The sequence below is a fragment of the Herbaspirillum frisingense GSF30 genome, assembly GCF_000300975.2.
Classification (GTDB): Bacteria; Pseudomonadota; Gammaproteobacteria; order Burkholderiales; family Burkholderiaceae_D; genus Herbaspirillum; species Herbaspirillum frisingense.
Map to the genome: position 1 here is coordinate 12,256 of NZ_AEEC02000025.1, position 21,224 is coordinate 33,479.

Annotated in this window: 20 protein-coding genes; 13 read left to right on the forward strand and 7 right to left on the reverse strand. The window is 64.1% G+C overall.

Features of this window, described 5'->3' with window-relative positions; all coding sequences use genetic code 11:
• Nucleotides 1-53: 53 nt before the first annotated feature.
• The 3 genes from HFRIS_RS16635 to dprA all read right to left on the reverse strand — a co-directional run bounded on the left by HFRIS_RS16635 (nucleotide 54) and on the right by dprA (nucleotide 4,834).
• On the reverse strand, nucleotides 54-2,732 hold the full coding sequence (locus tag HFRIS_RS16635) for a DNA topoisomerase III (protein WP_006464583.1): 2,679 nt from the start codon (nucleotides 2,730-2,732) through the stop codon (nucleotides 54-56).
• Between the two features lie 380 nt (nucleotides 2,733-3,112).
• A complete protein-coding gene (locus HFRIS_RS16640; RefSeq protein WP_006464584.1) occupies nucleotides 3,113-3,589 on the reverse strand; it encodes a Smg family protein in 477 nt (158 codons plus the stop codon).
• Between the two features lie 87 nt (nucleotides 3,590-3,676).
• Nucleotides 3,677-4,834 carry a DNA-processing protein DprA gene (gene dprA / locus HFRIS_RS16645; RefSeq protein WP_006464585.1) on the reverse strand — a complete coding sequence of 386 codons (1,158 nt, stop codon included), beginning with the start codon at nucleotides 4,832-4,834 and terminating at the stop codon, nucleotides 3,677-3,679.
• Nucleotides 4,835-5,125: 291 nt separating this feature from the next.
• On the opposite strand from dprA, the gene def reads away from it, so the two are divergent.
• The gene (def, locus tag HFRIS_RS16650; RefSeq protein WP_006464586.1) at nucleotides 5,126-5,644 is read left to right on the forward strand and encodes a peptide deformylase; all 519 of its coding nucleotides are present in this window, start codon (nucleotides 5,126-5,128) and stop codon (nucleotides 5,642-5,644) included.
• 101 nt (nucleotides 5,645-5,745) lie between these two features.
• Here the strand turns inward: def and HFRIS_RS16655 are convergent, their stop codons facing one another.
• A complete protein-coding gene (locus HFRIS_RS16655; RefSeq protein WP_006464587.1) occupies nucleotides 5,746-6,810 on the reverse strand; it encodes an MBL fold metallo-hydrolase in 1,065 nt (354 codons plus the stop codon).
• A gap of 194 nt (nucleotides 6,811-7,004) precedes the next feature.
• On the opposite strand from HFRIS_RS16655, the gene HFRIS_RS16660 reads away from it, so the two are divergent.
• The 9 genes from HFRIS_RS16660 to HFRIS_RS16700 all read left to right on the forward strand — a co-directional run bounded on the left by HFRIS_RS16660 (nucleotide 7,005) and on the right by HFRIS_RS16700 (nucleotide 16,025).
• A complete protein-coding gene (locus HFRIS_RS16660; protein WP_006464588.1) occupies nucleotides 7,005-7,433 on the forward strand; it encodes a MerR family transcriptional regulator in 429 nt (142 codons plus the stop codon).
• Between the two features lie 89 nt (nucleotides 7,434-7,522).
• Nucleotides 7,523-8,707, forward strand: coding sequence for an isovaleryl-CoA dehydrogenase (locus HFRIS_RS16665; protein ID WP_006464589.1), 1,185 nt, complete (start codon nucleotides 7,523-7,525; stop codon nucleotides 8,705-8,707).
• Nucleotides 8,708-8,741: 34 nt separating this feature from the next.
• Nucleotides 8,742-9,344, forward strand: a complete 603-nt coding sequence (locus HFRIS_RS16670) for a 2-hydroxychromene-2-carboxylate isomerase (RefSeq protein WP_006464590.1) — start codon at nucleotides 8,742-8,744, stop codon at nucleotides 9,342-9,344.
• Nucleotides 9,344-9,760: a YchJ family protein gene (locus tag HFRIS_RS16675; RefSeq protein ID WP_006464591.1), complete on the forward strand. Its 417-nt coding sequence runs from the start codon at nucleotides 9,344-9,346 to the stop codon at nucleotides 9,758-9,760. The genes HFRIS_RS16670 and HFRIS_RS16675 overlap by 1 nt, the downstream gene beginning before the upstream one ends.
• Nucleotides 9,761-9,818: 58 nt before the next feature.
• Nucleotides 9,819-11,453, forward strand: coding sequence for a carboxyl transferase domain-containing protein (locus tag HFRIS_RS16680; RefSeq protein ID WP_006464592.1), 1,635 nt, complete (start codon nucleotides 9,819-9,821; stop codon nucleotides 11,451-11,453).
• A 22-nt stretch (nucleotides 11,454-11,475) separates the two neighbouring features.
• Complete coding sequence (locus HFRIS_RS16685) at nucleotides 11,476-13,503, forward strand: acetyl/propionyl/methylcrotonyl-CoA carboxylase subunit alpha (protein ID WP_006464593.1); 2,028 nt, start codon at nucleotides 11,476-11,478, stop codon at nucleotides 13,501-13,503.
• A 19-nt stretch (nucleotides 13,504-13,522) separates the two neighbouring features.
• Nucleotides 13,523-14,452, forward strand: coding sequence for an MBL fold metallo-hydrolase (locus tag HFRIS_RS16690; protein ID WP_039876152.1), 930 nt, complete (start codon nucleotides 13,523-13,525; stop codon nucleotides 14,450-14,452).
• Nucleotides 14,453-14,545: 93 nt separating this feature from the next.
• Complete coding sequence (locus tag HFRIS_RS16695) at nucleotides 14,546-15,055, forward strand: YbaK/EbsC family protein (RefSeq protein WP_006464595.1); 510 nt, start codon at nucleotides 14,546-14,548, stop codon at nucleotides 15,053-15,055.
• Nucleotides 15,056-15,116: 61 nt separating this feature from the next.
• A complete protein-coding gene (locus HFRIS_RS16700) occupies nucleotides 15,117-16,025 on the forward strand; it encodes a hydroxymethylglutaryl-CoA lyase (RefSeq protein WP_006464596.1) in 909 nt (302 codons plus the stop codon).
• A 163-nt stretch (nucleotides 16,026-16,188) separates the two neighbouring features.
• Here HFRIS_RS16700 and HFRIS_RS25595 read toward each other — a convergent pair whose 3' ends face one another.
• Nucleotides 16,189-16,344: a hypothetical protein gene (locus tag HFRIS_RS25595; protein ID WP_166757989.1), complete on the reverse strand. Its 156-nt coding sequence runs from the start codon at nucleotides 16,342-16,344 to the stop codon at nucleotides 16,189-16,191.
• 291 nt (nucleotides 16,345-16,635) lie between these two features.
• Between HFRIS_RS25595 and HFRIS_RS16705 the strand changes: the two genes are divergently transcribed.
• Together HFRIS_RS16705 and HFRIS_RS16710 are read left to right on the forward strand one after the other, a co-directional pair.
• Nucleotides 16,636-17,610 (forward strand): NAD(P)H-dependent flavin oxidoreductase, encoded by a 975-nt coding sequence (locus HFRIS_RS16705; RefSeq protein WP_006464597.1) that lies wholly within the window; start codon nucleotides 16,636-16,638, stop codon nucleotides 17,608-17,610.
• 365 nt (nucleotides 17,611-17,975) lie between these two features.
• Entirely contained in the window at nucleotides 17,976-18,245 is a 270-nt protein-coding gene (locus HFRIS_RS16710) for a hypothetical protein (protein WP_006464598.1), read from the forward strand.
• Between the two features lie 126 nt (nucleotides 18,246-18,371).
• Here HFRIS_RS16710 and HFRIS_RS16715 read toward each other — a convergent pair whose 3' ends face one another.
• Together HFRIS_RS16715 and HFRIS_RS16720 are read right to left on the reverse strand one after the other, a co-directional pair.
• Complete coding sequence (locus tag HFRIS_RS16715) at nucleotides 18,372-19,067, reverse strand: alpha/beta fold hydrolase (RefSeq protein WP_006464599.1); 696 nt, start codon at nucleotides 19,065-19,067, stop codon at nucleotides 18,372-18,374.
• 59 nt (nucleotides 19,068-19,126) lie between these two features.
• Entirely contained in the window at nucleotides 19,127-20,287 is a 1,161-nt protein-coding gene (locus tag HFRIS_RS16720) for an MFS transporter (RefSeq protein WP_006464600.1), read from the reverse strand.
• A 267-nt stretch (nucleotides 20,288-20,554) separates the two neighbouring features.
• Here HFRIS_RS16720 and HFRIS_RS16725 point away from each other — a divergent pair, with 267 nt between their 5' ends.
• A complete protein-coding gene (locus HFRIS_RS16725) occupies nucleotides 20,555-21,154 on the forward strand; it encodes an HD-GYP domain-containing protein (protein ID WP_006464601.1) in 600 nt (199 codons plus the stop codon).
• Nucleotides 21,155-21,224 lie beyond the last annotated feature (70 nt).

The window sequence follows — 21,224 nt, forward strand, 5'->3', positions numbered from 1 at the left end:
AAAGCCCTCGCACTGTGACGTGCGAGGGCTTTGTCGTTTCAGACCAGCAAAAATCAGGCGTCCGGCGCCGCCGCCTTCTTCGGGGTGGCCTTGCGCAGTGCCGGCTTCTTGGCCGCTGCTGGCTTGGCTGCCGCCTTGGTCTTGGTGGCCGTGGTCTTGGTCGCCGTCTTCTTGGCGGCTGGCTTGGCTACCGCCTCATCCGCACCATCACCGGCTTCGGCTGCAGCAGCCTTGCCCTTGGCCGGCGCCTTGGCCTTGCGTTCCTCGAACTCGAAGCTGATCTTGCCGTCCTTGCCGCGGACCAGGAAGGCCTTGAACGGCCGGCGGGTACGCTGCGAGATGAAGCCCGGCAGCAGGTCGGTCTTGCCGTCGTTGAGAAGCTTGGCCATCTGCTCGGGCAGGATTTCCTGTTGCAGGATGATGCGGCTGCTGCGGAAGTCGCAGGCCTTGGGCTTGGCCACGGTCTTTTCGCAGACATAGGCCAGGCCCATCTCGTAGACGCCACTGCCGCACTTGGGGCAGGCGCCCAGCGGGGTCTGCTCGCTGAAGTCCACCGGCTCGCCGCCCTCGCCATCGGCCTGGTCCTGGCCGAAGTCGAATTCCAGCTTGAAGTTCTTGATCTCTTCGTCACGCGAAATCTTCAGGATGGCCGCGAACGGACGGCCCATCTTCGAGCGGAAACCCTGCAGCGGGCCGATGGTGCGGTTCTGCAGCAGTTCTTCCACTTCGGCGATCTCGAACTGACGACCACCAGGCACCTTGCTCATCGAGAATTCGCACTTGGTGCAGGCGAAGCGACGATAGTTTTCCTTCACCACGCCACCGCAATTGGGGCAGGGCGTCTGCAGGGTCGCGTAGTCGCCGGGGATGGTGTCGTTGTCGTATTCCTTGGCGCGCTTGACGATGATCTGGGTCATCTGCGCGATCTCGCGCATGAACTCGTCACGGCTGATCTTACCGCGCTCCATCTGGGCCAGCTTGTGTTCCCACTCGCCGGTCAGTTCCGGTTCGGTCAGTTCATCCACACCCAGGCCGTGCAACAACGTCATCAGCTGGAAGGCCTTGGCGGTGGGCATCATCTCGCGGCCTTCGCGCAGCAGGTACTTTTCGTTCAGCAGGCCTTCGATGATGGCCGCACGCGTGGCTGGCGTACCCAGGCCCTTGCCGGCCATGGCCTCGCGCAATTCGTCCGAATCCACCAGCTTGCCCGCACCTTCCATGGCCGACAGCAGCGTGGCTTCCGTGTAGCGGGCGGGCGGCTTGGTGACCAGACCGTTGGCCGTCACCTTGTCGGTCTTGACCTTCTCGCCCTGGGCCACGGCGACCAGATTGCCGCCGCCTTCCTTGTCCTTGTCGTCTTCCTCGACCTGCTTGCCGTAGATGGCCAGCCAGCCGGGGTTGATCATGACCTTGCCTTCGCTCTTGAACTGGTGGCCCGACACTTCCGTGAAGCGGGTGGTCACCTGGAACTCGGCCGGCGGGAAGAACACCGCCATGAAGCGGCGCGTCACCAGGTCGTAGAGCTTCTGTTCCGGTTCCGACAGGTTCTTGGGCACCTGGGTGGTGGGGATGATGGCGAAGTGGTCGCTGATCTTGGTGTTGTCGAAGATGCGCTTGTTGGGCTTGACCCAGCCTTGCTTGAGGATCTGCTTGGAGAACTGGTGGTAGTTGTTGTTCTCCGCCAGCGCCTCCATCGTGTCCTTGACGGTGTTGATGTAGTCCTCGGGCAGGTGGCGCGAATCGGTACGGGGGTAGGTCAGCACCTTGTGCTTTTCATACAGCGCCTGGGCCAGGCCCAGGGTGTTCTTGGCCGAGAAGCCGAAGCGCGAGTTGGCTTCTCGCTGCAGGCTGGTCAGGTCGAACAGGCCCGGCGACATCTGCGTGGTCGGCTTGGACTCCTCGGTGACATTGCCCGGCTTGTCGCGGCAGGCGGCCACGATGGAATCGGCAGCCGCACGGCTCCACAGGCGCTCGGGGCGCTTCTCGGGGTCGTTCTCGTCCTTCTTGTGGCCCTTGTCCAGCCAGCGGCCCTTGTAGATGCCGGCGGCGCAGACGAACTCGGCGTGCACTTCCCAGTAATCGCGGGGGACGAACTTCTTGATCTTCTCTTCACGCTCGACCACGATCGACAAGGTCGGCGTCTGCACGCGGCCCACGGTGGTCAGGTAGAAGCCGCCTTCCTTGGAGTTGAAGGCGGTCATGGCGCGGGTGCCGTTGATGCCGATCAGCCAGTCGGCCTCGCTGCGGCAACGCGCCGCATTGGCCAAGGGCAGCATTTCCTCGTCATCACGCAGGTGGGCAAAGCCCTCGCGGATGGCGCCCGGCGTCATCGACTGCAGCCACAGGCGCTTCACCGGCTGCTTGGCCTTGGTGTATTGCGCGATCAGGCGGAAGATCAGTTCTCCTTCGCGGCCCGCGTCACATGCGTTGATGAGGGTGGTGACGTCCTTGCGCTTGATCAGCTTGGAGAGCACCTTCAGGCGCGACTCGGTCTTGGCGATGGGGTTCAGGGCGAAGTGCGGCGGAATCATCGGCAGGTGGGTGAAGCTCCACTTGCCGCGCTTGACGTCGTATTCCTCGGGGACTGCGATTTCCAGCAGGTGGCCGACGGCCGACGACAGGATGTACTGGTCGGATTCGAAATACTCATCGTGCTTGGTGAAGCCGCCGAGCGTCTTCGCGATGTCGTTCGCGACAGAGGGCTTCTCGGCAATGATGAGGGTCTTGCTCATAAGTATGGGTCTCGGTAATGAGAGATCGGTTGCTGGCGTGTTCCAGGAGATCGGTCAGCCCCAGTTGGGGCCGGATCGCTCCTAAACAACGTCATGCCATCCCAGGGTCGAAACCAGCAGCGGCGGCGTACGGAGCATGCGGCCGGCGTTTCGTTGCCTGTGGACAACGGAATTTTTATATAGTAGCCAATATCGGGCCAATGCGGGGGAATGATAAGCGTGATGCAAACGAAACGGCAAGCACAAGGGCTTGCCGTCTCAGAGTTTCATGCATATCCAGCTTGGGATGAAGCAATAAGCTATGTCTATCGTCAGCCCACTGTCAGCATGGCAACCGTGCAGCCGCTGCAAGATCAGGCTGGCAAGCCGCCGCAGCTGCCTCAGTGCAACAGGCGCGGTTCGGTGTCGTCCTCGTCGAGGAACAGCTCCTCGAACATCAGGCCGTCCGGCTCCTTGCCCTGGCTCCACAACACCATCAGCACGATCACCTTGAGCTTTTCCAGTGTGATGGGTGCTTCACCAGCGGCCAGTGCACGTTCGATGACGATCTCGCGTTGCATCGGGTCCAGCATCTTGGCCGATTCCAGGAACTGGATGAAGCCAATGGCTTCCACGCCGAGCACGTCGCTTTCCTGGCGCGCGTAGATACGGGTACCGAAGGAGAAGGCGGTCTGGCGGGGATAGTTGTCGGCGAATTCGTGATTGGCGACTTCAAGATCAGTCAGCCATCCGAGTGCCTGGGAAATTTCATCTTCTTCGAAACCGATCGCGGACAACTTCTTGACCAGGGCCTCCGGTTCGGGGCAGGCATCAGGGCGATAGTAGGTTTCGTACAGGTAAACGAGGACATCAAACATGTTCGTACTCTATCGCGAAGGTTATGAATGTACAAGTCAGCCAAGTCCAGTATGGCAGGAATTGCGGCAGCGCGGGGATTAATTTCTTCATGCTACGCACCGGTAATGTGCGCCAGGTAACACTTCTACGCGGCCCTGCAGTTCCAGTCCTAGCAAGATTGCTGCCAGTGCCGCTGCATCCAGACCACAGCGCTGCGCCAGGGTGTCGACATCGACCGGATCATGTCCCATGGCGCGCATGACCTGCAGACTTGCCGGATCGACATCGCCCATCGCCCCGGCCGCGACAAATGCTGGTGCCACCATTGCCGGCGCAGTACTGGCAACGGCTTGCCGCTGTGGCAATTCTTCGAGGATGTCCTGCGTCGTCTCCACCAGCTTGGCCCCCTGACGGATGAGCTGGTGACAGCCCTTGGACAGCGGCGCGTGGATGGAGCCGGGAATGGCGAACACATCGCGCCCCTGCTCGGCCGCCATGCGCGCCGTGATCAGCGAGCCGGAGCGGGCTGCCGCCTCCACCACCAGCACTGCCTGTGCCAGCCCCGAAATCACCCGGTTGCGTCTGGGGAAATTGGCCGACAGCGGCGGCGTGCCCAGCGCATATTCGCTGACGATGCAGCCGCCCTGTGCGATGCGTTCGGCCAGATCCCGATTGCGCGGCGGATAGTCGATATCGCAGCCGGTCCCGATCACCGCCACCGTCGATCCGGCACCCCGCAGACCGCCCTCATGCGCGGCCGCATCGATGCCCAGCGCCAGCCCGGAGACGACGGTCAGCCCGGCATGGCTGAGCTCCTCGGAAAAGCGCATCGCGTGCTCGCGCCCTTGCGCCGTGGCATGCCGGCTGCCTACTACCGCCAGCGCCGGCGCGCACAGCAGCGCCGCATTGCCGCGCACGTAGAGCAGCAAGGGTGGGTCGGCAATGTTGAGCAGACTGGCCGGATACGCGGCGTCGGCCAGCGTGATGATCGCCCGTCCAGGCAACTGCAACCACTCCAGCGTGGCCTCCATGCGCTCGCGCTGCCGGCCCGAGGGTGGTGCCAGCAAGGTCGCCGCCTGCCGGGGCGGCAGTATGGCGCACAGTGCGGAAAAATCCGCCTGCCAGATCTGGCCGGGCAGGCCGAAAACGGCCAGCAGGCGCCGTGCCGCCACCGGCCCGATGCCGTCGGCAAAAGCCAGTCGCAGCCAGGCCTGGAGGTGGTCGGAATCGGCCTGCGCCGCATCAAAAGGGAAATTGTTTTGCATAATTGACTGTGCCGCGCTCAACGCCGTGCGGCGCGGGCTTGCGGCGAACGGGGAGCGGGCTGTGATACACTTTTCATCTTGATCGGGAACACCACGGTGGCCACCGGGCAACAATGCACAGGCGCTGGCGACCAAGCCCACGATTGTGCTGCGGCCGCGCTTGAAGCGTCGCGCTCTGGCCACATTTAAATAACAATTCCCGAAACGAATCCCCCGGAGCCTCGCAAAATGTCGAGGTCCGGACTATCCAGGTCCACCGGGACCGAACTCCAAGATTGCCGAGAACCACGTATGGCCCAGCTCAACATCCTCCGTTATCCCGATCCGCGCCTGCACAAGATCGCCCAGCCCGTGACCGTCTTCGACGCGCGCATCAAGCAACTGGTGGCCGACATGGCCGAGACCATGTATGCCGCCCCCGGCGTAGGCCTGGCCGCGACCCAGGTCGACGTGCATGAACAGGTGGTGGTGATCGATGTGTCCGATGAGGGCAAGAACCTGCAGGTCTTCATCAATCCCGAAATCCTGTGGGCCAGCGAAGAAAAGCGCGTCTACGACGAAGGCTGCCTGTCGGTCCCCGGCATCTACGATGGCGTGGAACGCCCGGCACGCGTGAAGGTGCGCGCCTTCGACGCCGACGGCAAGGCCTTCGAACTCGATGCCGACGACCTGTTGGCAGTCTGCATCCAGCACGAGATGGACCACCTCAAGGGCAAGGTCTTTGTCGAATATCTCTCGCCGCTGAAGCGCAACCGCATCAAGACCAAGCTGCAGAAGGAAGAACGCGAGATGAAGAAGAAGGCGGGCTAAGCCTGCTGGTCATCTGCAGCACAAAATCAAAACGCCGGCCAGGGGCAACCCCGGCCGGCGTTTTGCATTGATGCGCCCTGCGCATCAAGCCATGGCACTGATCAGACCGCCACGAAACGGTACACCCCGTCCTCGCCCAGCACGCGCTTCAGGGCGCCGTCGTACCAGAGCTTGTGCAGATGCGCCACCGCCTCGCCCAGCGCGAAGGACAACTGGTGCGTATCCAGCGGGCGCTTGAACATCACCGGCAGAATATCCACCCCCGTCTGCGGCGTGGCGCAGGCTTCCAGTACCTCGGCCAGACGCAGGCGGTGGTGATCGTTCAACTGTTCGATGCGCGTGTGCAGGCCGCGGAAAGGCTTGCCATGCGAAGGCAGCACCAGCGCATCGGCCGGCAGGTGCGCGTACTTCTTCAGCGAATCCAGATACTGCTGCACCGGGTTGCTCTCCGGTTCGATGGCAAACACCGAAACATTGGTGGAGATGCGCGGCAAGACCATGTCACCCGAGATCAGCACGTTCAACGCACGGCAGTACAGGGACACATGCTCCGGCGCATGACCAAACCCGGTAATGACCTCCCAGTCACGACCGTCGATGCGCACCGCCTGGCCATCCTGCATCCGGTGGTAGGCACGCGGCACCGTCGGTACCAGGTCCTGATAATAGTTATTGCGCCCCTGCAGCAGGGCGACTGTTTCGGGATCGGCCAGCCCGTGGCGCTGGAAATGCGGCGTCGCCGCCGTCCCCTCGGCACCCGGCAGGGCCGCCGACATCACACGCGCAAAGGCGTAATCGCCGGTGCTCATCCACAGCGGCACCTGCCAGCGCTGGCACAGCCAGTCGGCCAGGCCTACGTGATCGGGATGGCAATGCGTAACCAGCACGCGCACGATGGGCAGGCCATCGAGTTCCTCGGCGAAGATGGTTTCCCAGGCCTGGCGCGTCTCGTCGGTGGCGATGCCGCAATCGACCACGGTCCAGCCGCGCTGCCGGCCGTGCGGTGTGTCCACCTCGTCTTCCAGCAACCAGAGATTGATGTGGTTCAGCGCAAAGGGCAGCCCCATGCGCAGCCAGCGCACACCGGGCGCGACCTGCATGGTGCGGCCGATGTCGGGCAGGGTATCGCCGAAGGCGTAGTCGAGCTGGGATTCAAGTGCATTCATCAATGAGCCGGGCCGGGAACGTGGACAGGAACGACGCCGGACATTGCTCCAGCGACAACGAAAGACCGCCAGTCTAGCGCAAGCTGCAATTTCCGCTGGACGACAGGGCACAATATACTTTACGTTAACGTAAAGTGCCAGACCAGGCCGATCCGACTCCTTCGAGCCCCAAGTCCATCAGCGTCCACGTCTTTATGCCCACCTATACCATCACCGAACTGGCAGAAGAATTCGCGATCACGCCACGTGCGATCCGGTTCTACGAAGACCACGGCATCCTCAATCCCAAGCGCGAAGGCGTGGGTGGTCGGCATCGGGTCTACCCGGCGCGCGAACGCACGCGCCTGAAGCTGACGCTGCGCGGCAAGCGGCTCGGCTTCACGCTTTCCGAGATCAAGGACCTGATCGACATGTATGAATCGCCCAAGGATACGCAGCCGCAATTGCAGCGTTTCCTGGGCCTGCTGCAGCAACATCGCGAAAAGCTGGAGCAGCAGCGCGAAGACCTGGAACTGACCCTCTCCGAAATTGCCGCCCACGAAGAGGAATGCCGGCAACTGCTGGTCGAGGGTAAATCAAGGAGCAGTAGCACCAAGACCAGACGCAAGGCCGTGGCCGCCTGAGCCCCGGCAAACCGGATTCATCTGCCGTTAACGTCAACCGGAACTTACCCTCCGGAACACCAGAAAAATTACCCAACGAGGAGACACCCATGATCCACCTGCCCGGCCTGAGTTTCGACCACGGAGAAGACATCGCCGCCCTGCGCGAAGCAGTGGCCGCCTTCGCGCACAGCGAGATCGCCCCGCGCGCGGCCGAGATCGACCGCAGCGACCAGTTCCCCATGGACCTGTGGAAGAAGCTGGGCGAGCTCGGCGTGCTGGGCATCACCGTCTCTGAGGAATACGGCGGCGCCGGCCTGGGTTACCTGGCCCACATCATCGCCATGGAAGAAATCTCGCGGGCCTCGGCCTCGGTGGGCCTGTCCTATGGCGCGCACTCCAACCTGTGCGTGAACCAGATCAAGCGCAACGGCAACGAAGAACAGAAGCGCAAATACCTGCCCAAACTGATCTCCGGTGACTACATCGGCGCCCTGGCCATGTCCGAACCCAATGCCGGTTCCGACGTGGTGAGCATGAAACTGCGCGCCGACAAGAAGGGCGACCGCTACGTGCTCAACGGCAGCAAGATGTGGATCACCAACGGCCCCGACGCCGACGTGCTGGTGGTCTATGCCAAGACCGATCTGGATGCCGGTGCCCGTGGCATGACCGCCTTCCTGGTCGAAAAAGGCTACAAGGGATTCTCGGTGGCGCAGAAGCTGGACAAGCTGGGCATGCGCGGCTCGCACACGGGCGAGCTGGTGTTCCAGGATTGCGAGGTGCCGGAAGAAAACATCCTGGGCGGCATCGGCCGTGGCGTCAACGTCCTGATGTCGGGCCTGGACTTCGAGCGCAGCGTGCTCTCCGGCGGTCCGCTAGGCATCATGCAGGCCTGCATGGACGTGGTGGTTCCGTATGTCCACGACCGCAAGCAATTCGGCCAGGCCATCGGCGAATTCCAGCTGATGCAGGGCAAGCTGGCCGACATGTATTCCACCATGATGGCCTGCAAGGCCTATGTCTATGCCGTGGGCCAGGCCTGCGACCGCGCCGACAGTGCCGACAAGGTGCGCGCACTGCGCAAGGACGCCGCCGGTGCCATCCTCTACAGCGCCGAGAAGGCCACCTGGATGGCCGGCGAGGCGATCCAGTCGCTGGGCGGCAATGGCTACATCAACGAATATCCGGTCGGCCGTCTGTGGCGCGACGCCAAGCTCTACGAGATCGGCGCCGGCACCAGCGAAATCCGGCGCATGCTGATCGGCCGCGAACTGTTTGCCGACACGCTGTAATGCCGGCTCCCCCTCTTCAACCGCACGGAACATCATGAGCACATCCATCGATTTCTACTTCGACTTCAGCTCCCCCTACGGCTACTTCGGTGCCGTCGAGATCGACAAGCTGGCCGCGCGCTACGGTCGCGCCGTCAGCTGGCACCCGATCCTGCTGGGCCCCATCTTCAAGACCCTGGGCACCAATTCGCTGGTCAACATCCCGGTCAAGGGCGAGTATTCGCGCCATGACATGGAGCGCACCGCCCGCTTCCACAACATCTTCTACAAGGCCCCCAGCAACTTCCCGATCGGCAGCCAGGTCGCGGCACGCGCCACGCTGTGGGTGCAGCAGACGCAGCCGGCCAAGGCGGTCGAGTTGATCAAGACCTTGTACAGCGCCTACTTCACCGAGGACATCGACATCAGCGTCACCGAGAACGTGCTGCGCATCGCCGCCGACCTGGGCATCGACCGCGCCGCGCTGGAGGCCGCCTTGAGCTCTCCCGAACTGAAGGACCAACTGCGCCAGGCCACCGAGGCGGCCGGCAAGGCCGGCGTGTTCGGCTCGCCCTTCGTGATTGCCGATGGTGAACAATTCTGGGGCTTCGACCGCTTCGCCCAACTGGAAGCCCTGCTGAAAAACGGAAAGATCTGATGAGCAACAAGAAAGACAAGAGCGGTCCCTGCCCCTGCGGCCAGCCCAGCTTCGACAAATGCTGTGGCCGCTTCATCACCGGCGGCCAGGTGCCGGCCACGGCCGAGCTGCTGATGCGCTCGCGCTATAGCGCCTATGCCCTGCGCGACGAAGCCTACCTGCGCGCCACCTGGTTCCCCGAGACACTGCCGGACGAAGAGCTCACCAGCGAGACCGACGTCAAGTGGATCGGCCTGGAGATCAAGAAGCACCAGCACGCTGCCGGCAGCGATGCCGCCACTGTCGAATTCGTGGCGCGCTTCAAGGTCGGGGGCAAAGCCCACCGCCTGCACGAGATCAGCAACTTCGTGCGCCAGCCCGATGGCGAGGGACAGATGCGCTGGTACTACGTGGACGGCAGCTTCCCCGAAGGCTGAGGTTTTCTGCACCACGACGCCACAACAAGAAACTAAAACAGAGAGACGAGAGACCACCATGCCGCAGATTGAAAGCAAGCTCAACCCGCGCAGCGAGGAATTCCAGCACAACCGCGACGCCATGCAGCGCATCGTGGACGACCTGCGCCAGAAGGTCGCGGCCATCGCCGAAGGTGGCGGCCAGGCCGCCCGCGAAAAACACCTGGCCCGCGGCAAGCTGCTGCCGCGCGAGCGCGTGCAGATGCTGCTGGACCCCGGCACGCCCTTCCTGGAATTGTCGCAACTGGCGGCCTACGGCATGTACCGCGAGAAGGATCGCGACGGCAACCTCAAGGATGCCGCGCCCTCGGCCGGCATCATCACCGGCATCGGCCGCGTGGCCGGCCAGGAATGCGTGATTGTCTGCAACGACGCCACCGTCAAGGGCGGTACCTACTACCCGCTGACGGCCAAGAAGCACCTGCGCGCGCAGGAGATCGCCGAATTCAATCACCTGCCCTGCATCTATCTGGTCGACAGCGGCGGTGCCAACCTGCCCAATCAGGATGAGGTCTTCCCGGACCGCGACCACTTCGGCCGTATCTTCTTCAACCAGGCCAACCTGTCGGCCAAGGGCATTGCCCAGATCGCCGTGGTGATGGGATCCTGCACTGCCGGCGGCGCCTATGTCCCGGCCATGAGCGACGAATCCATCATCGTCAAGGACCAGGCCACCATCTTCCTGGCCGGCCCGCCGCTGGTGAAGGCCGCCACCGGCGAAGTGGTCAGCGCCGAGGAGCTGGGCGGCGGCGACGTCCATACACGCCTGTCGGGCGTGGCCGATCACCTGGCCCAGGACGATACCCATGCCCTGGCGATCGCCCGCAACATCGTCGGCCATCTCAACCGCCGCAAGCCGCAGCAACTGGCCCTGCGCGAGAGCGTGGAACCGCGCTACCCGGCCCAGGAACTGTATGGCGTCATCCCCACCGATACCCGCAAGCCCTTCGACGTGCGCGAGGTCATCGCCCGCATCGTCGATGCCAGCGCGTTCGATGAATTCAAGGCCCGCTACGGCACCACCCTGGTGTGCGGATTCGCGCACCTGCATGGCATGCCGGTAGGCATCATCGCCAACAACGGCATCCTCTTCTCGGAAGCCGCCGAAAAGGGCACCCACTTCATCGAACTGTGCTGCCAGCGCAAGATCCCGCTGATCTTCCTGCAGAACATCACCGGCTTCATGGTCGGCAAGAAGTACGAGAACGAGGGCATCGCCCGCCACGGTGCAAAAATGGTCACCGCCGTCTCCACCGCCAAGGTCCCCAAGCTGACCGTCATCATCGGCGGCAGTTTCGGTGCGGGCAACTACGGCATGTGCGGCCGCGCCTTCTCCCCGCGCTTCCTGTGGATGTGGCCCAATGCACGCATCTCGGTGATGGGCGGTGAACAGGCCGCCAGTGTGCTGGCCACCGTCAAGCGCGACGGCATCGAAGCCCGCGGCGGCAGCTGGAGCGCCGAGGAAGAAGCCGCCTTCAAGGAACCCATCCGCGCCCAGTACGAAAGCCAGGGCCATCCCTACTACGCTTCGGCGCGACTGTGGGACGACGGCGTGATCGACCCCGCCGATACCCGCCAGGTGCTGGCGCTGGGCCTGTCGGCGGCGCTCAACGCCCCCATCGAAGAGACCCGATTCGGCGTCTTCCGCATCTGAGCCACGCCACCGAGGAGACACCATGTTCAACAAGATCCTGATCGCCAATCGCGGCGAAATCGCCTGCCGCGTGGCGGCTACCGCACGTCGCCTGGGCATCACCACGGTGGCCGTCTATTCCGACGCCGACGCGCGCGCCAAGCACGTCCAGGCCTGCGACCAGAGCGTGCGCCTGGGACCGGCGCCGGCCAAGGAAAGCTATCTCTGCGGCGACAAGATCATCGCCGCCGCCCTGGCTACCGGGGCCCAGGCGATCCATCCGGGCTACGGCTTCCTGTCCGAGAACGCCGAGTTCGCCCAGGCCTGCGCCGACGCCGGGCTGGTCTTCATCGGCCCACCAGCCTCGGCGATCCGCGCCATGGGTTCCAAATCGGCCGCCAAGGCGCTGATGGAAACCGCCGCCGTACCACTGGTACCGGGCTACCACGGCGAGCGCCAGGAGAGCGATTTCCTGCGTAGCGAAGCCGACCGCATCGGCTACCCGGTGCTGCTCAAGGCCAGCGCCGGGGGCGGAGGCAAGGGCATGCGCGTGGTCGAGCGTTCGGAAGACTTCGAGGCCGCGCTGGCCTCCTGCAAGCGCGAGGCGATCTCCAGCTTCGGCGACGACCGCGTGCTGGTCGAAAAATACCTGACCCGGCCACGCCACATCGAAATCCAGGTCTTCGCCGACGGCCAGGGGAACTGCGTCTATCTGTTCGAACGCGACTGCTCCGTGCAGCGCCGTCACCAGAAGGTCCTGGAAGAAGCCCCGGCCCCCGGCATGAGCTGCGGCCGCCGCGCTGCCATGGGTGAAGCGGCGGTGGCCGCTGCCCGCGCCGTCGGCTATGTCGGTGCCGGCACGGTGGAATTCATCGCCGACTACAGCAGCGGCCAGGACGGCAGTTTCTATTTCATGGAAATGAATACCCGCCTGCAGGTGGAGCATCCCGTCACCGAAATGATCACCGGCCTCGATCTGGTGGAATGGCAACTGCGCGTAGCCGCAGGCGAGGCGCTGCCGCTGAAGCAGGATGCACTGCGCATCAACGGCCACGCCATCGAAGCCCGCATCTATGCGGAGAACCCCGAGAAGGGCTTCCTGCCCTCCATCGGTACCCTCACCCGCATGCGCAGCGCCGCGGCGGTGGAGTTCCGCCTGGGCGAGAATGGTGCCGGGCAGCCGGCGCCGGTACGCATCGATTCCGGCGTGCGCGAGGGCGATGCCATCTCGCCCTTCTACGACCCCATGATCGCCAAGCTCATCGTCTGGGGCGCCGACCGCGACGCCGCCCTGCGCAACATGGCGCGTGCGCTGGCGCAGTACCAGGTGGTGGGGCTGGCCACCAATATCGGCTTCCTGCAGCGCCTGATTGCCGGTCAGGCCTTCGCCACTGCCGACCTCGATACCGGCCTGATCGAACGTCATCGCTACAGCCTGTTCCCGGCACCCGTGCGGCCCGGTATCGAGACCCTGGCGCTGGCCACCGCCGCCATCCTGCAGCAGGAGCACCAGGCGAGCAGCGACACTGACCCCTGGGCACACACCAGCGGCTGGCGACTCAACACCCGCCTGCTGCGCAGCCTGGACTTCGAGGACGAAGCCGGACCGACGACGGTGCAACTGGACTACGCCGGCGACGGCCGGCACTGGACGCTGCTTGCCGACGGCAGCACGCATACGCTGGCCTTCGACCCCAGCGACCAGAACGGCCTACTGGTCTCGCTGGATGGCCGCACGCTGCGCGCCGAGGTCCAGCGAGAAGGCGAATGGCTGCACATCTTCGATGGCCAGGGACAGCGCAGCCTGCGCCATCTCGACCCCATGGCCCATGCCGGCCACAGCGAAGCCGAGGGCGGCCGCCTGACCGCCCCCATGCCCGGCAAGATCGTCGCCCTGCTGGTACAGAAGGGCGCCAGCGTGGCCCAGGGTGCGCCCCTGCTCATCATGGAAGCCATGAAGATGGAGCACACCATCGCCGCGCCCGCCGCCGGTGTGGTCGAGGACCTGCTCTATGCGGTTGGCGACCAGGTGAGCGAGGGCGCGCAGTTGCTGGAATTCAAGGCCGCCTGAGCGCGCCGGGTAGCTTGCCATGAATGCCCCCGCGTTACACGTGGCCCCCTCCATCCATGTGCTGGAGCGGGGCTGGCTGTCCTCCAACAACGTGTTGCTGTTCGGCCGCGACGAAGTGGCGATGATCGACAGCGGCTACGTCAGCCATGCCGAACAGACCCTGACGCTGGTACGGCACGTGCTGGCCCAGCGCGGTCGGGAGGGGCTGGACCTGCTGGTCAACACCCATCTGCATTCCGACCACTGCGGCGGCAATGCCGCCCTGCAACAAGCCCATGGCTGCCGCATCGCCATCCCCGCCGCCGAAGCGGACAAGGTGCGCCACTGGGACGAGGACGCCCTCAGCTACCGCGCCACCGGCCAGCGCTGCCCGCGTTTCACGGCGTCGCAGACCATCGCCAGTGGCGACGTGTTGCGCATGGGCGACCTGGACTGGCAGGCGCTGGCCGCTCCCGGACATGATCCGCATGCGCTGCTGTTCTACTGCGCGCAGGAAGGCGTGCTGATCTCGGCCGATGCCTTGTGGCGCAATGGCTTCGGCATCATCTTTCCCGAGCTGGATGGCGAATCCGGATTCGAGGAAGCGCGCGCCACGCTGGAGCTGATCCGCACGCTCGACGTGCGTACCGTCATCCCCGGCCATGGCGCCCCCTTCCAGGACATCGACGACGCCCTGGACAAGGCCTTCTCGCGGCTGGACTACCTGCAGGCCGATCCCTTGCGCAACGCCCATAACGGCATCAAGGTATTGGTCAAGTTCTTGCTGCTGGAACGTGGCCGCATCCCGCTGGAGCAGTTGCCGGCGATGATGCGCGACATTCCCTTGCTGCGCATCACCAATGAACGCTTCCTGCAGATGGACGACGTCGCCCTGTCGCGCTGGTGCGTGGCGCAACTGGAAAGGGCCGGCGCGGCGCACAGCGACGGCGTGTTCCTGCTGGACCGGTAAGCACGCTGACCGCCGCGGCAGCCTGAAGCGTGGCGGCCATGCTGTTATCATTTCCCGCTCCATCTACCTACCGCGTTTGATCCGATCCGACCCATGAACGACACCGCCGCCCCCCTGCCCTCCTCCGCCCAACGCGTCGCCGACCTGCTGGCCGGCATGGGGCATGACAAACCGGTCGTGATGCTGCCCTCGACCGGCCGCACCTCGGCTGAAGCCGCCGCCGCCGTCGGTTGCAGCGTGGCCGAGATCGCCAAGTCCATCATCTTTCGCCGTGTGGCCGACGATGCACCGGTGCTGGTCATCGCCAGCGGCGCCAACCGCGTCGACGAAGCCAAGGTGACCGCCCTGGTCGGCCCACTGGGCAAGGCCGATGCCCGCTTCGTGCGCGACAACACCGGCTACGCCATCGGTGGCGTCTGCCCGGTCGGCCACGTCGTCAAGCCGGTGATGCTGATCGACCGCGACCTGTTCAACTACGACAGCGTCTGGGCCGCCGCCGGCCACCCGCATGCCGTCTTCAACCTCACCGCCGCCCAACTGCAGGAAATGACCGGCGGCGCCGTCAGCGACGTGCGACTGGATGCCGCGCCGACCGCAGCCTGATTCCAACTGAACCAGACCAGAACAAGAATTCCCAAGAACACAGCCAACGGAGACAAGCCAGATGAACCTGCCCAAGAAAGTGAAGATCGTCGAAGTCGGACCCCGCGACGGTCTGCAGAACGAGAAGGAAACCATTTCCGCCGCGATCAAGATCGAACTGGTCGACCGTCTCACGGCGGCGGGTTTCCCGAATGTGGAAGCGGCCTCCTTCGTCTCGCCCAAATGGGTGCCGCAGATGGCGACCTCGACCGAGGTCATGCATGGCATCACGCGCAAGCCGGGCGTGGTCTATTCGGCGCTGGTGCCCAACATGAAGGGCTTCGAGGCGGCGCTGGAAGCGGGCGTGGATGAGGTGGTGATCTTTGGCGCGGCCTCGGAAGCGTTTTCGCAGAAGAACATCAACTGCTCCATCGCCGAATCCATCGACCGTTTCGCCGAAGTCGCCAAGGCCGCCAAGGCCCACCGCAAGCGCCTGCGTGCGGCAGTCAGTTGCGCCTTCGGCTGCCCGTACCAGGGCGAGGTCCCGCTGGAGGCGGTGGCCGATGTCGTCCGGCGCTTCCGCGAGCTGGGCTGTGACGAGATCGACATCGCCGACACCATCGGCGTGGCCACGCCGGACAAGGTGCGCCCGGTGATGGAAACGGCGATCCGCGAGTTCCACATCGAAGGACTCTCCGGCCACTTCCACGATACCTACGGACAGGCGCTGGCCAACATCTACGCCAGCCTGCAGGTCGGCATCAGCATCTACCACGCCTCCGTGGCCGGCCTGGGCGGCTGCCCTTACGCCAAAGGCGCAACCGGCAATGTCGCCACCGAGGATGTGCTGTACATGATGAACGGGCTGGGGATAGAGACGGGCGTGGACCTGGATGCGGTGGTCGATGCGGGACAGTTCATCTCGCAGCACCTGGGACGCAAGTCGGTCAGCCGCGCGGGCAATGCGATTGCGGCGAAGCGGGCGGGGTGACGTGAGTGAGGTGAGGCGGGCCGGTTTGAGTCAGCGCTGTTGGACAGTCGCCTCAGCTGCAGTGGTCATACTGAGCGACTGACACCCGGCAAGCAGAATGGCGCGGGGCTGCCTTGAGCAGCCACCGCGCCATTGCTTATTCCTTATTGCGATTGCTCACAGCTCACTGCTGACGATAACGACGCAATCCGCGTACCGGCAACTTGTCGGCCTCGATCAGCGCCTTCTTCAAGGCGCGTTTGTGCAGCACGGCGCCGGCGATCAGTGCGACGGCAGCCAGGACGATGATGAGGACGTTGACCAGATCGAAGTTTTGCATGATTCCCCCCTGCGACAATTGACGGCTGATGAAACTCGGGCATGGCCCTTCCGGCTGAGCCGGACCCGCAACACGCCCCCGGTGGCGCCTGCGTGGCCTGTTTTACGCCAGGCTTGTGGAAAACATAGCACATGGTCGGGATAAGACAGTAAATCATATAAATAATTTCCTGAAATTTCCCATTCGCGCAACAAAAAGCACGATCGTTATATTTTTTCGACTTTTATCCTATAATCGTCCGACAAAAGCGGCCTTGTGCCTTGATATAACGACAACCAACGAGAGACGACCATGCCACCAGCCCCTGCTTACCCCAAAGCATTGCAAGATCTGCGCCTGCCCATCATCTGCTCGCCCATGTTCATCGCCAGTGGTCCCGCGCTGGTAGCGGCCCAGTGCAAGGCCGGGCTGGTCGGTTCGTTTCCCGCACTCAACGCCCGTCCGGCCGAGCAACTCGATGTCTGGCTGACCCAGCTGCAGGAAGAACTGGCGCAGTGGCAGGCGCAGCACCCGGAACGCAAGGTCGGTCCGATTGCGGTGAACCAGATCGTGCACCAGTCCAATGACCGTCTGGCCCAGGACGTGGCCACCTGCGTCAAGCATCAGGTCCCTATCATCATCTCCAGCCTGCGCGCGCCTCCGCAGGAGATGCTCGATGCCGTGCACAGCTATGGCGGCATCGTGCTGCATGACGTCATTTCCCTGCGCCATGCCGAAAAGGCGCTGGAAGCCGGAGTCGATGGCCTGATCCTGGTGGCCGCCGGCGCTGGCGGGCATGCCGGGACGCTGTCGCCCTTTGCGCTGGTGGGCGAGGTGCGCAAGATGTTCAAGGGGCCGCTGGTGCTGTCGGGTGCCATTGCCACGGGCGACGCCGTGCTGGCCGCGCAGGCCATGGGCGCCGACTTCGCCTACATGGGATCGCGCTGGCTGGCCACGCGCGAATCGAATGTCGATGAGGCCTATCGCCAGGCCATCGTCGACTCCTCCGCGGCCGATGTGGTGTACACCAACCTCTTCACGGGGGTGCACGGCAACTATCTGAAGAAGTCCATCGTCAACGCCGGGCTGGACCCGGACAAGCTGCCCGAGGCCGACAAGACCAAGATGAACTTCGGCTCCGGCGGCGGCAGCAAGGCCAAGGCCTGGCGCGATATCTGGGGCGCTGGCCAGGGCGTGGGGCTGATGGACGACGTGCCTGGTGTGGCCGAGATGGTGGATCGGCTGGAGGCCGAATATCACGCCGCACGTACGCGACTGGCGCTGTAAGAACCTGCAACGCGACGTCGCGGTGGTTCAGGACAAGGCGGATGGGTGACCCCATCCGCCTTTCCCTTTTTGTGCAAGCCTGCACCAGCGCGGGGGAACACGCCCAGTCCTGGCGCATCCAACGGACGAGTCCATCGCCCCGCCGCGCCCTTGCGGCGCGGCCTGTACGAATCCTCTGTCGGACAAATTCCTATTTTGCATCCTGCCTTGTAACTGGCGGCACTTCTTGTGCGAGGCCCGGTCGTATTTGTTCGCTTCGTGCATGCGCAAGGTAGCCGATGAGCTTGTGAGCCACTGTACTCAAGCTCCTCGGCGCCGGCCCTGCGGCAAAAGAAGAGTCAACCATTTGATGCGAGGACCCCAACATGACCAGCTTCCTGAGAACCAGAAAAGATCGTCATCCCAAACACGACAAACCCCGACTGCCCCATGAGCAGGACCAGAATGCAGACCGTCAGGACCCGGCGCGTAGCGGCCATGCGGTAGACCGCCCGAAAATCCGCCAGGCCTACGACGATATCCGCAAGGGCCAGGTCGATACTGACCTGCGCGGCACCGGCGGTCTGGACGAAGTCAACAAGGGTGCGGGCAGCCGGGCAGCCGGCGCTCCGCGCAAGGAGCTCGACGAAGGTTGAGCAGTCCCGAGACCCAGAAGGCACCAGGAAAAGCAGGCGGGACGAAGTGCGGGCGCAATACCCGCATCCCGCGCATCTCGCGCATCCGGGCGGGAGCGGGATTTCGGGACTTGGGGACTTAAGGACCTACAGACCCGAACGCGTAATCCAGTCCGAGAGAATGGCAAACAATTCCTGCGGCTTTTCCATCGGCGTCATGTGGCCGCTATCGCCGATGATTTCCAGGCGCGATTGCGGTATCCGTCGCGCCATCTCTTCCGATTCCTCCACGCTGCGCAACTTGTCTTCGTCACTGCTGACGATGAGGACCGGGCACTGCAACTGTTGCAGTTCTTCCGCATTGCTGTCACGCAGGGTCTGCAGCTGGCGCAGGAAGACTTCCTTGCCGTTGGCCAGTGCCATCGCCTGCAGCCGGTCCAGCAACGTGCGATCGGTGCTCCGTGCCGGATGCAGGGACGACGCCAGCGCCCGCGAGGTCAGCCCCTTGAAGGGCGTACGCCGGGCCATGTCGAGCTGGGCCAGCGTGCCCTGCGATTCTCGCTCGGTCTGCGGGCGTGAAGAGGTATTGAGCAGCCCCAACCCCAGCACACGCTCAGGCGCCTTCAGGGCAATTGCCTGGGCCACGAAGCCGCCCATGGAAAACCCCAGCAGCACGAAGCGCTCCGGCGCCTGACGCAGGACCGCATCGGCCATGGCCTGGATGCCGATATCCTGGCCGAGGTCGCCAAAGGTCAGGGACCCCAGCGTGGCGAGATCGTCCCGCATGTCGTCCCACAGGTGTTCATTGAGCATGAAGCCCGGCAGCAGGACCAGGTTGCGCATCGTGATATTCCTTGCATCCGTTGTTTCAAGAGAGGCGCTATTGTAGGCGCCCGCGCCATCTACTGCAGCCACAGCGCGCGTCGGCTGGAGCCGGCCATGGCCAGGCACAGCACGCCCAGCAGCGCCAGCGCCGCCTGCAGACCCCAGCCATGCGCCAGGAAGCCGAACACCGGCGGTCCGATCAGGCTGCCGCTGTAGCCCAGCGTGGCCACCGCTGCCAGTGCCGTCGATCCATGTCGGCCAGCGGCACTGAAGACGAAGGGAAACACCGCCGCCACGCCGGTGCCGGCAATGGCAAACCCCAGGATGGCCACGGCCATGCCGGGCGCGACCACCGCCAGCGCGATGCCGGCGCTGGCGACCAGGGTGCCGATCCAGACCACGCGGCGTGCGTCGTAACGGGCCTTGAGACTGTCACCGACCATGCGCATGATCAGCATCATGCCGGCGAAGGCGGCATAGGCCAGCGGCGTGCTGCCATCGCTGGCGCCGATGTGGTCCTTCATGTAGATGCCACTCCAGTCGGCCACCGAACCCTCGACGATGGCCCCGCAAAAGGCGATCACCCCCAGCACCACCAGATGGCCATGCGGTACCGCGAAGAGTTTGCGCTGCGGATCATGTTCCGGGCGGTCGTCGGGCAGGGCCACATAGGCCGCGTACAGGGGATAGAGGAACAGCGCCGCCACCAGCAGGAAATGCCACACCGGTGCGATGCCCAGCCCCGCCACCGCACTGGCGACCAGCGCGCCCGAGAAGGTACCCACGCAGAACCAGCCGTGCAGCATCGACATGATGGGCCGCCCGGCATCGCGTTCGGCCTGCGCACCCAGCGCGTTGATGGCGACGTCGAAGCAACTGGAGGCTGCGCCGTACAGGGTGCAGATCAGCATCAGGCTCGCCAGCCCCGGCGCCAGACCCAGCAGCGGCAGCGACACCAGCAACGCCAGGCCGGCGTAGAGGGTGCTGTGGCGCGCGCCATAGTGCCCGGTGATCCAGGCCGCCAGGGGGAACGAACCGACCGCGCCGATCCCGCCGCACAACAGCACCAGCGCCAGCGTGGCCGCGTCCAGCTGCAGATGGTCCCGGATGGCGGGAATGCGTGCGGCCCAGGTGGCAAAGACGATTCCCAGCAGCAGGAAAAACAGGGGAATGGCAAACTTGCGCCAGATCAGGCGCGAGGGAGAAGCAGGACGAGAAGGGGACGGCTTGGTTGTCATCGATAAGTCAGGAATGTAAACTGCGCAAAAATCATTTCTTTCCTGAAATGAGTTTCAGTATTGCAAACCGCTATTATCCGACAACCGGGAAAGCGCATCGTCATGCGCTGTCGGACACCGCGGTGCAGGGCCACCCCAGGGTGGCCAATCAGAAGCCAACGAACCTGCCAGCTTGCAAGAAGGGCGCATGCCGCCTTGCAGATCACGGATCGAACCGCACTCTGAGCGACCGACGCTGCCAGCGGCTGCAATCTCGCAGGGACAGGAATGCCAGTTTCAGAACCGAACAAGATCTATCAGGAAGTCATCGATGCATTGATCGCCATGCATCGGCTCACTGACGGCTATACGCCCAATCACGAGGACCAGACCGCCGAGCTGGCGGTGATGATCGGGCGGCATCTGCGCCTGCCCGCCGAGCGCATCGACGTGCTGCACATGGCGGCCCAGGTGCATGACATCGGCAAGGCCAGGATACCGCTGGAACTGCTCACCAAGCCGGGCCGCATCACGGCCGACGAATATGGCGTACTCAAGACCCACGTGCAATTCGGCTACGAGATGCTCAACAAGATCAGCTTCCCCTTCAACCTGGCCGAGATCGTCTGGTGCCACCATGAATACCTCGACGGCAGCGGCTATCCGCGTGGCATCAGCGGCGACGCCCTGCCCTTCGAATCGCGCATCCTGACCGTTGCCGACATCGTCGAATCGATGTCGGCCGACCGCCCCTACCGCAAGTCGCTGGGCATGGCCGTGGCACTGGAAGAAATCCAGCGCCAACGCGGCAGCCGCCTGGACCCGGTGGTGGTGGATGCCTGTCTGCATGTGGTCCAGGAACACAACTGGCGCCCCATCGCCAACTGAGCCAACGCCTCCGCCCACCTCAGCGCATACCTGCATACCTCCCTGCTGCATCGGCTACACTGGGCACCAT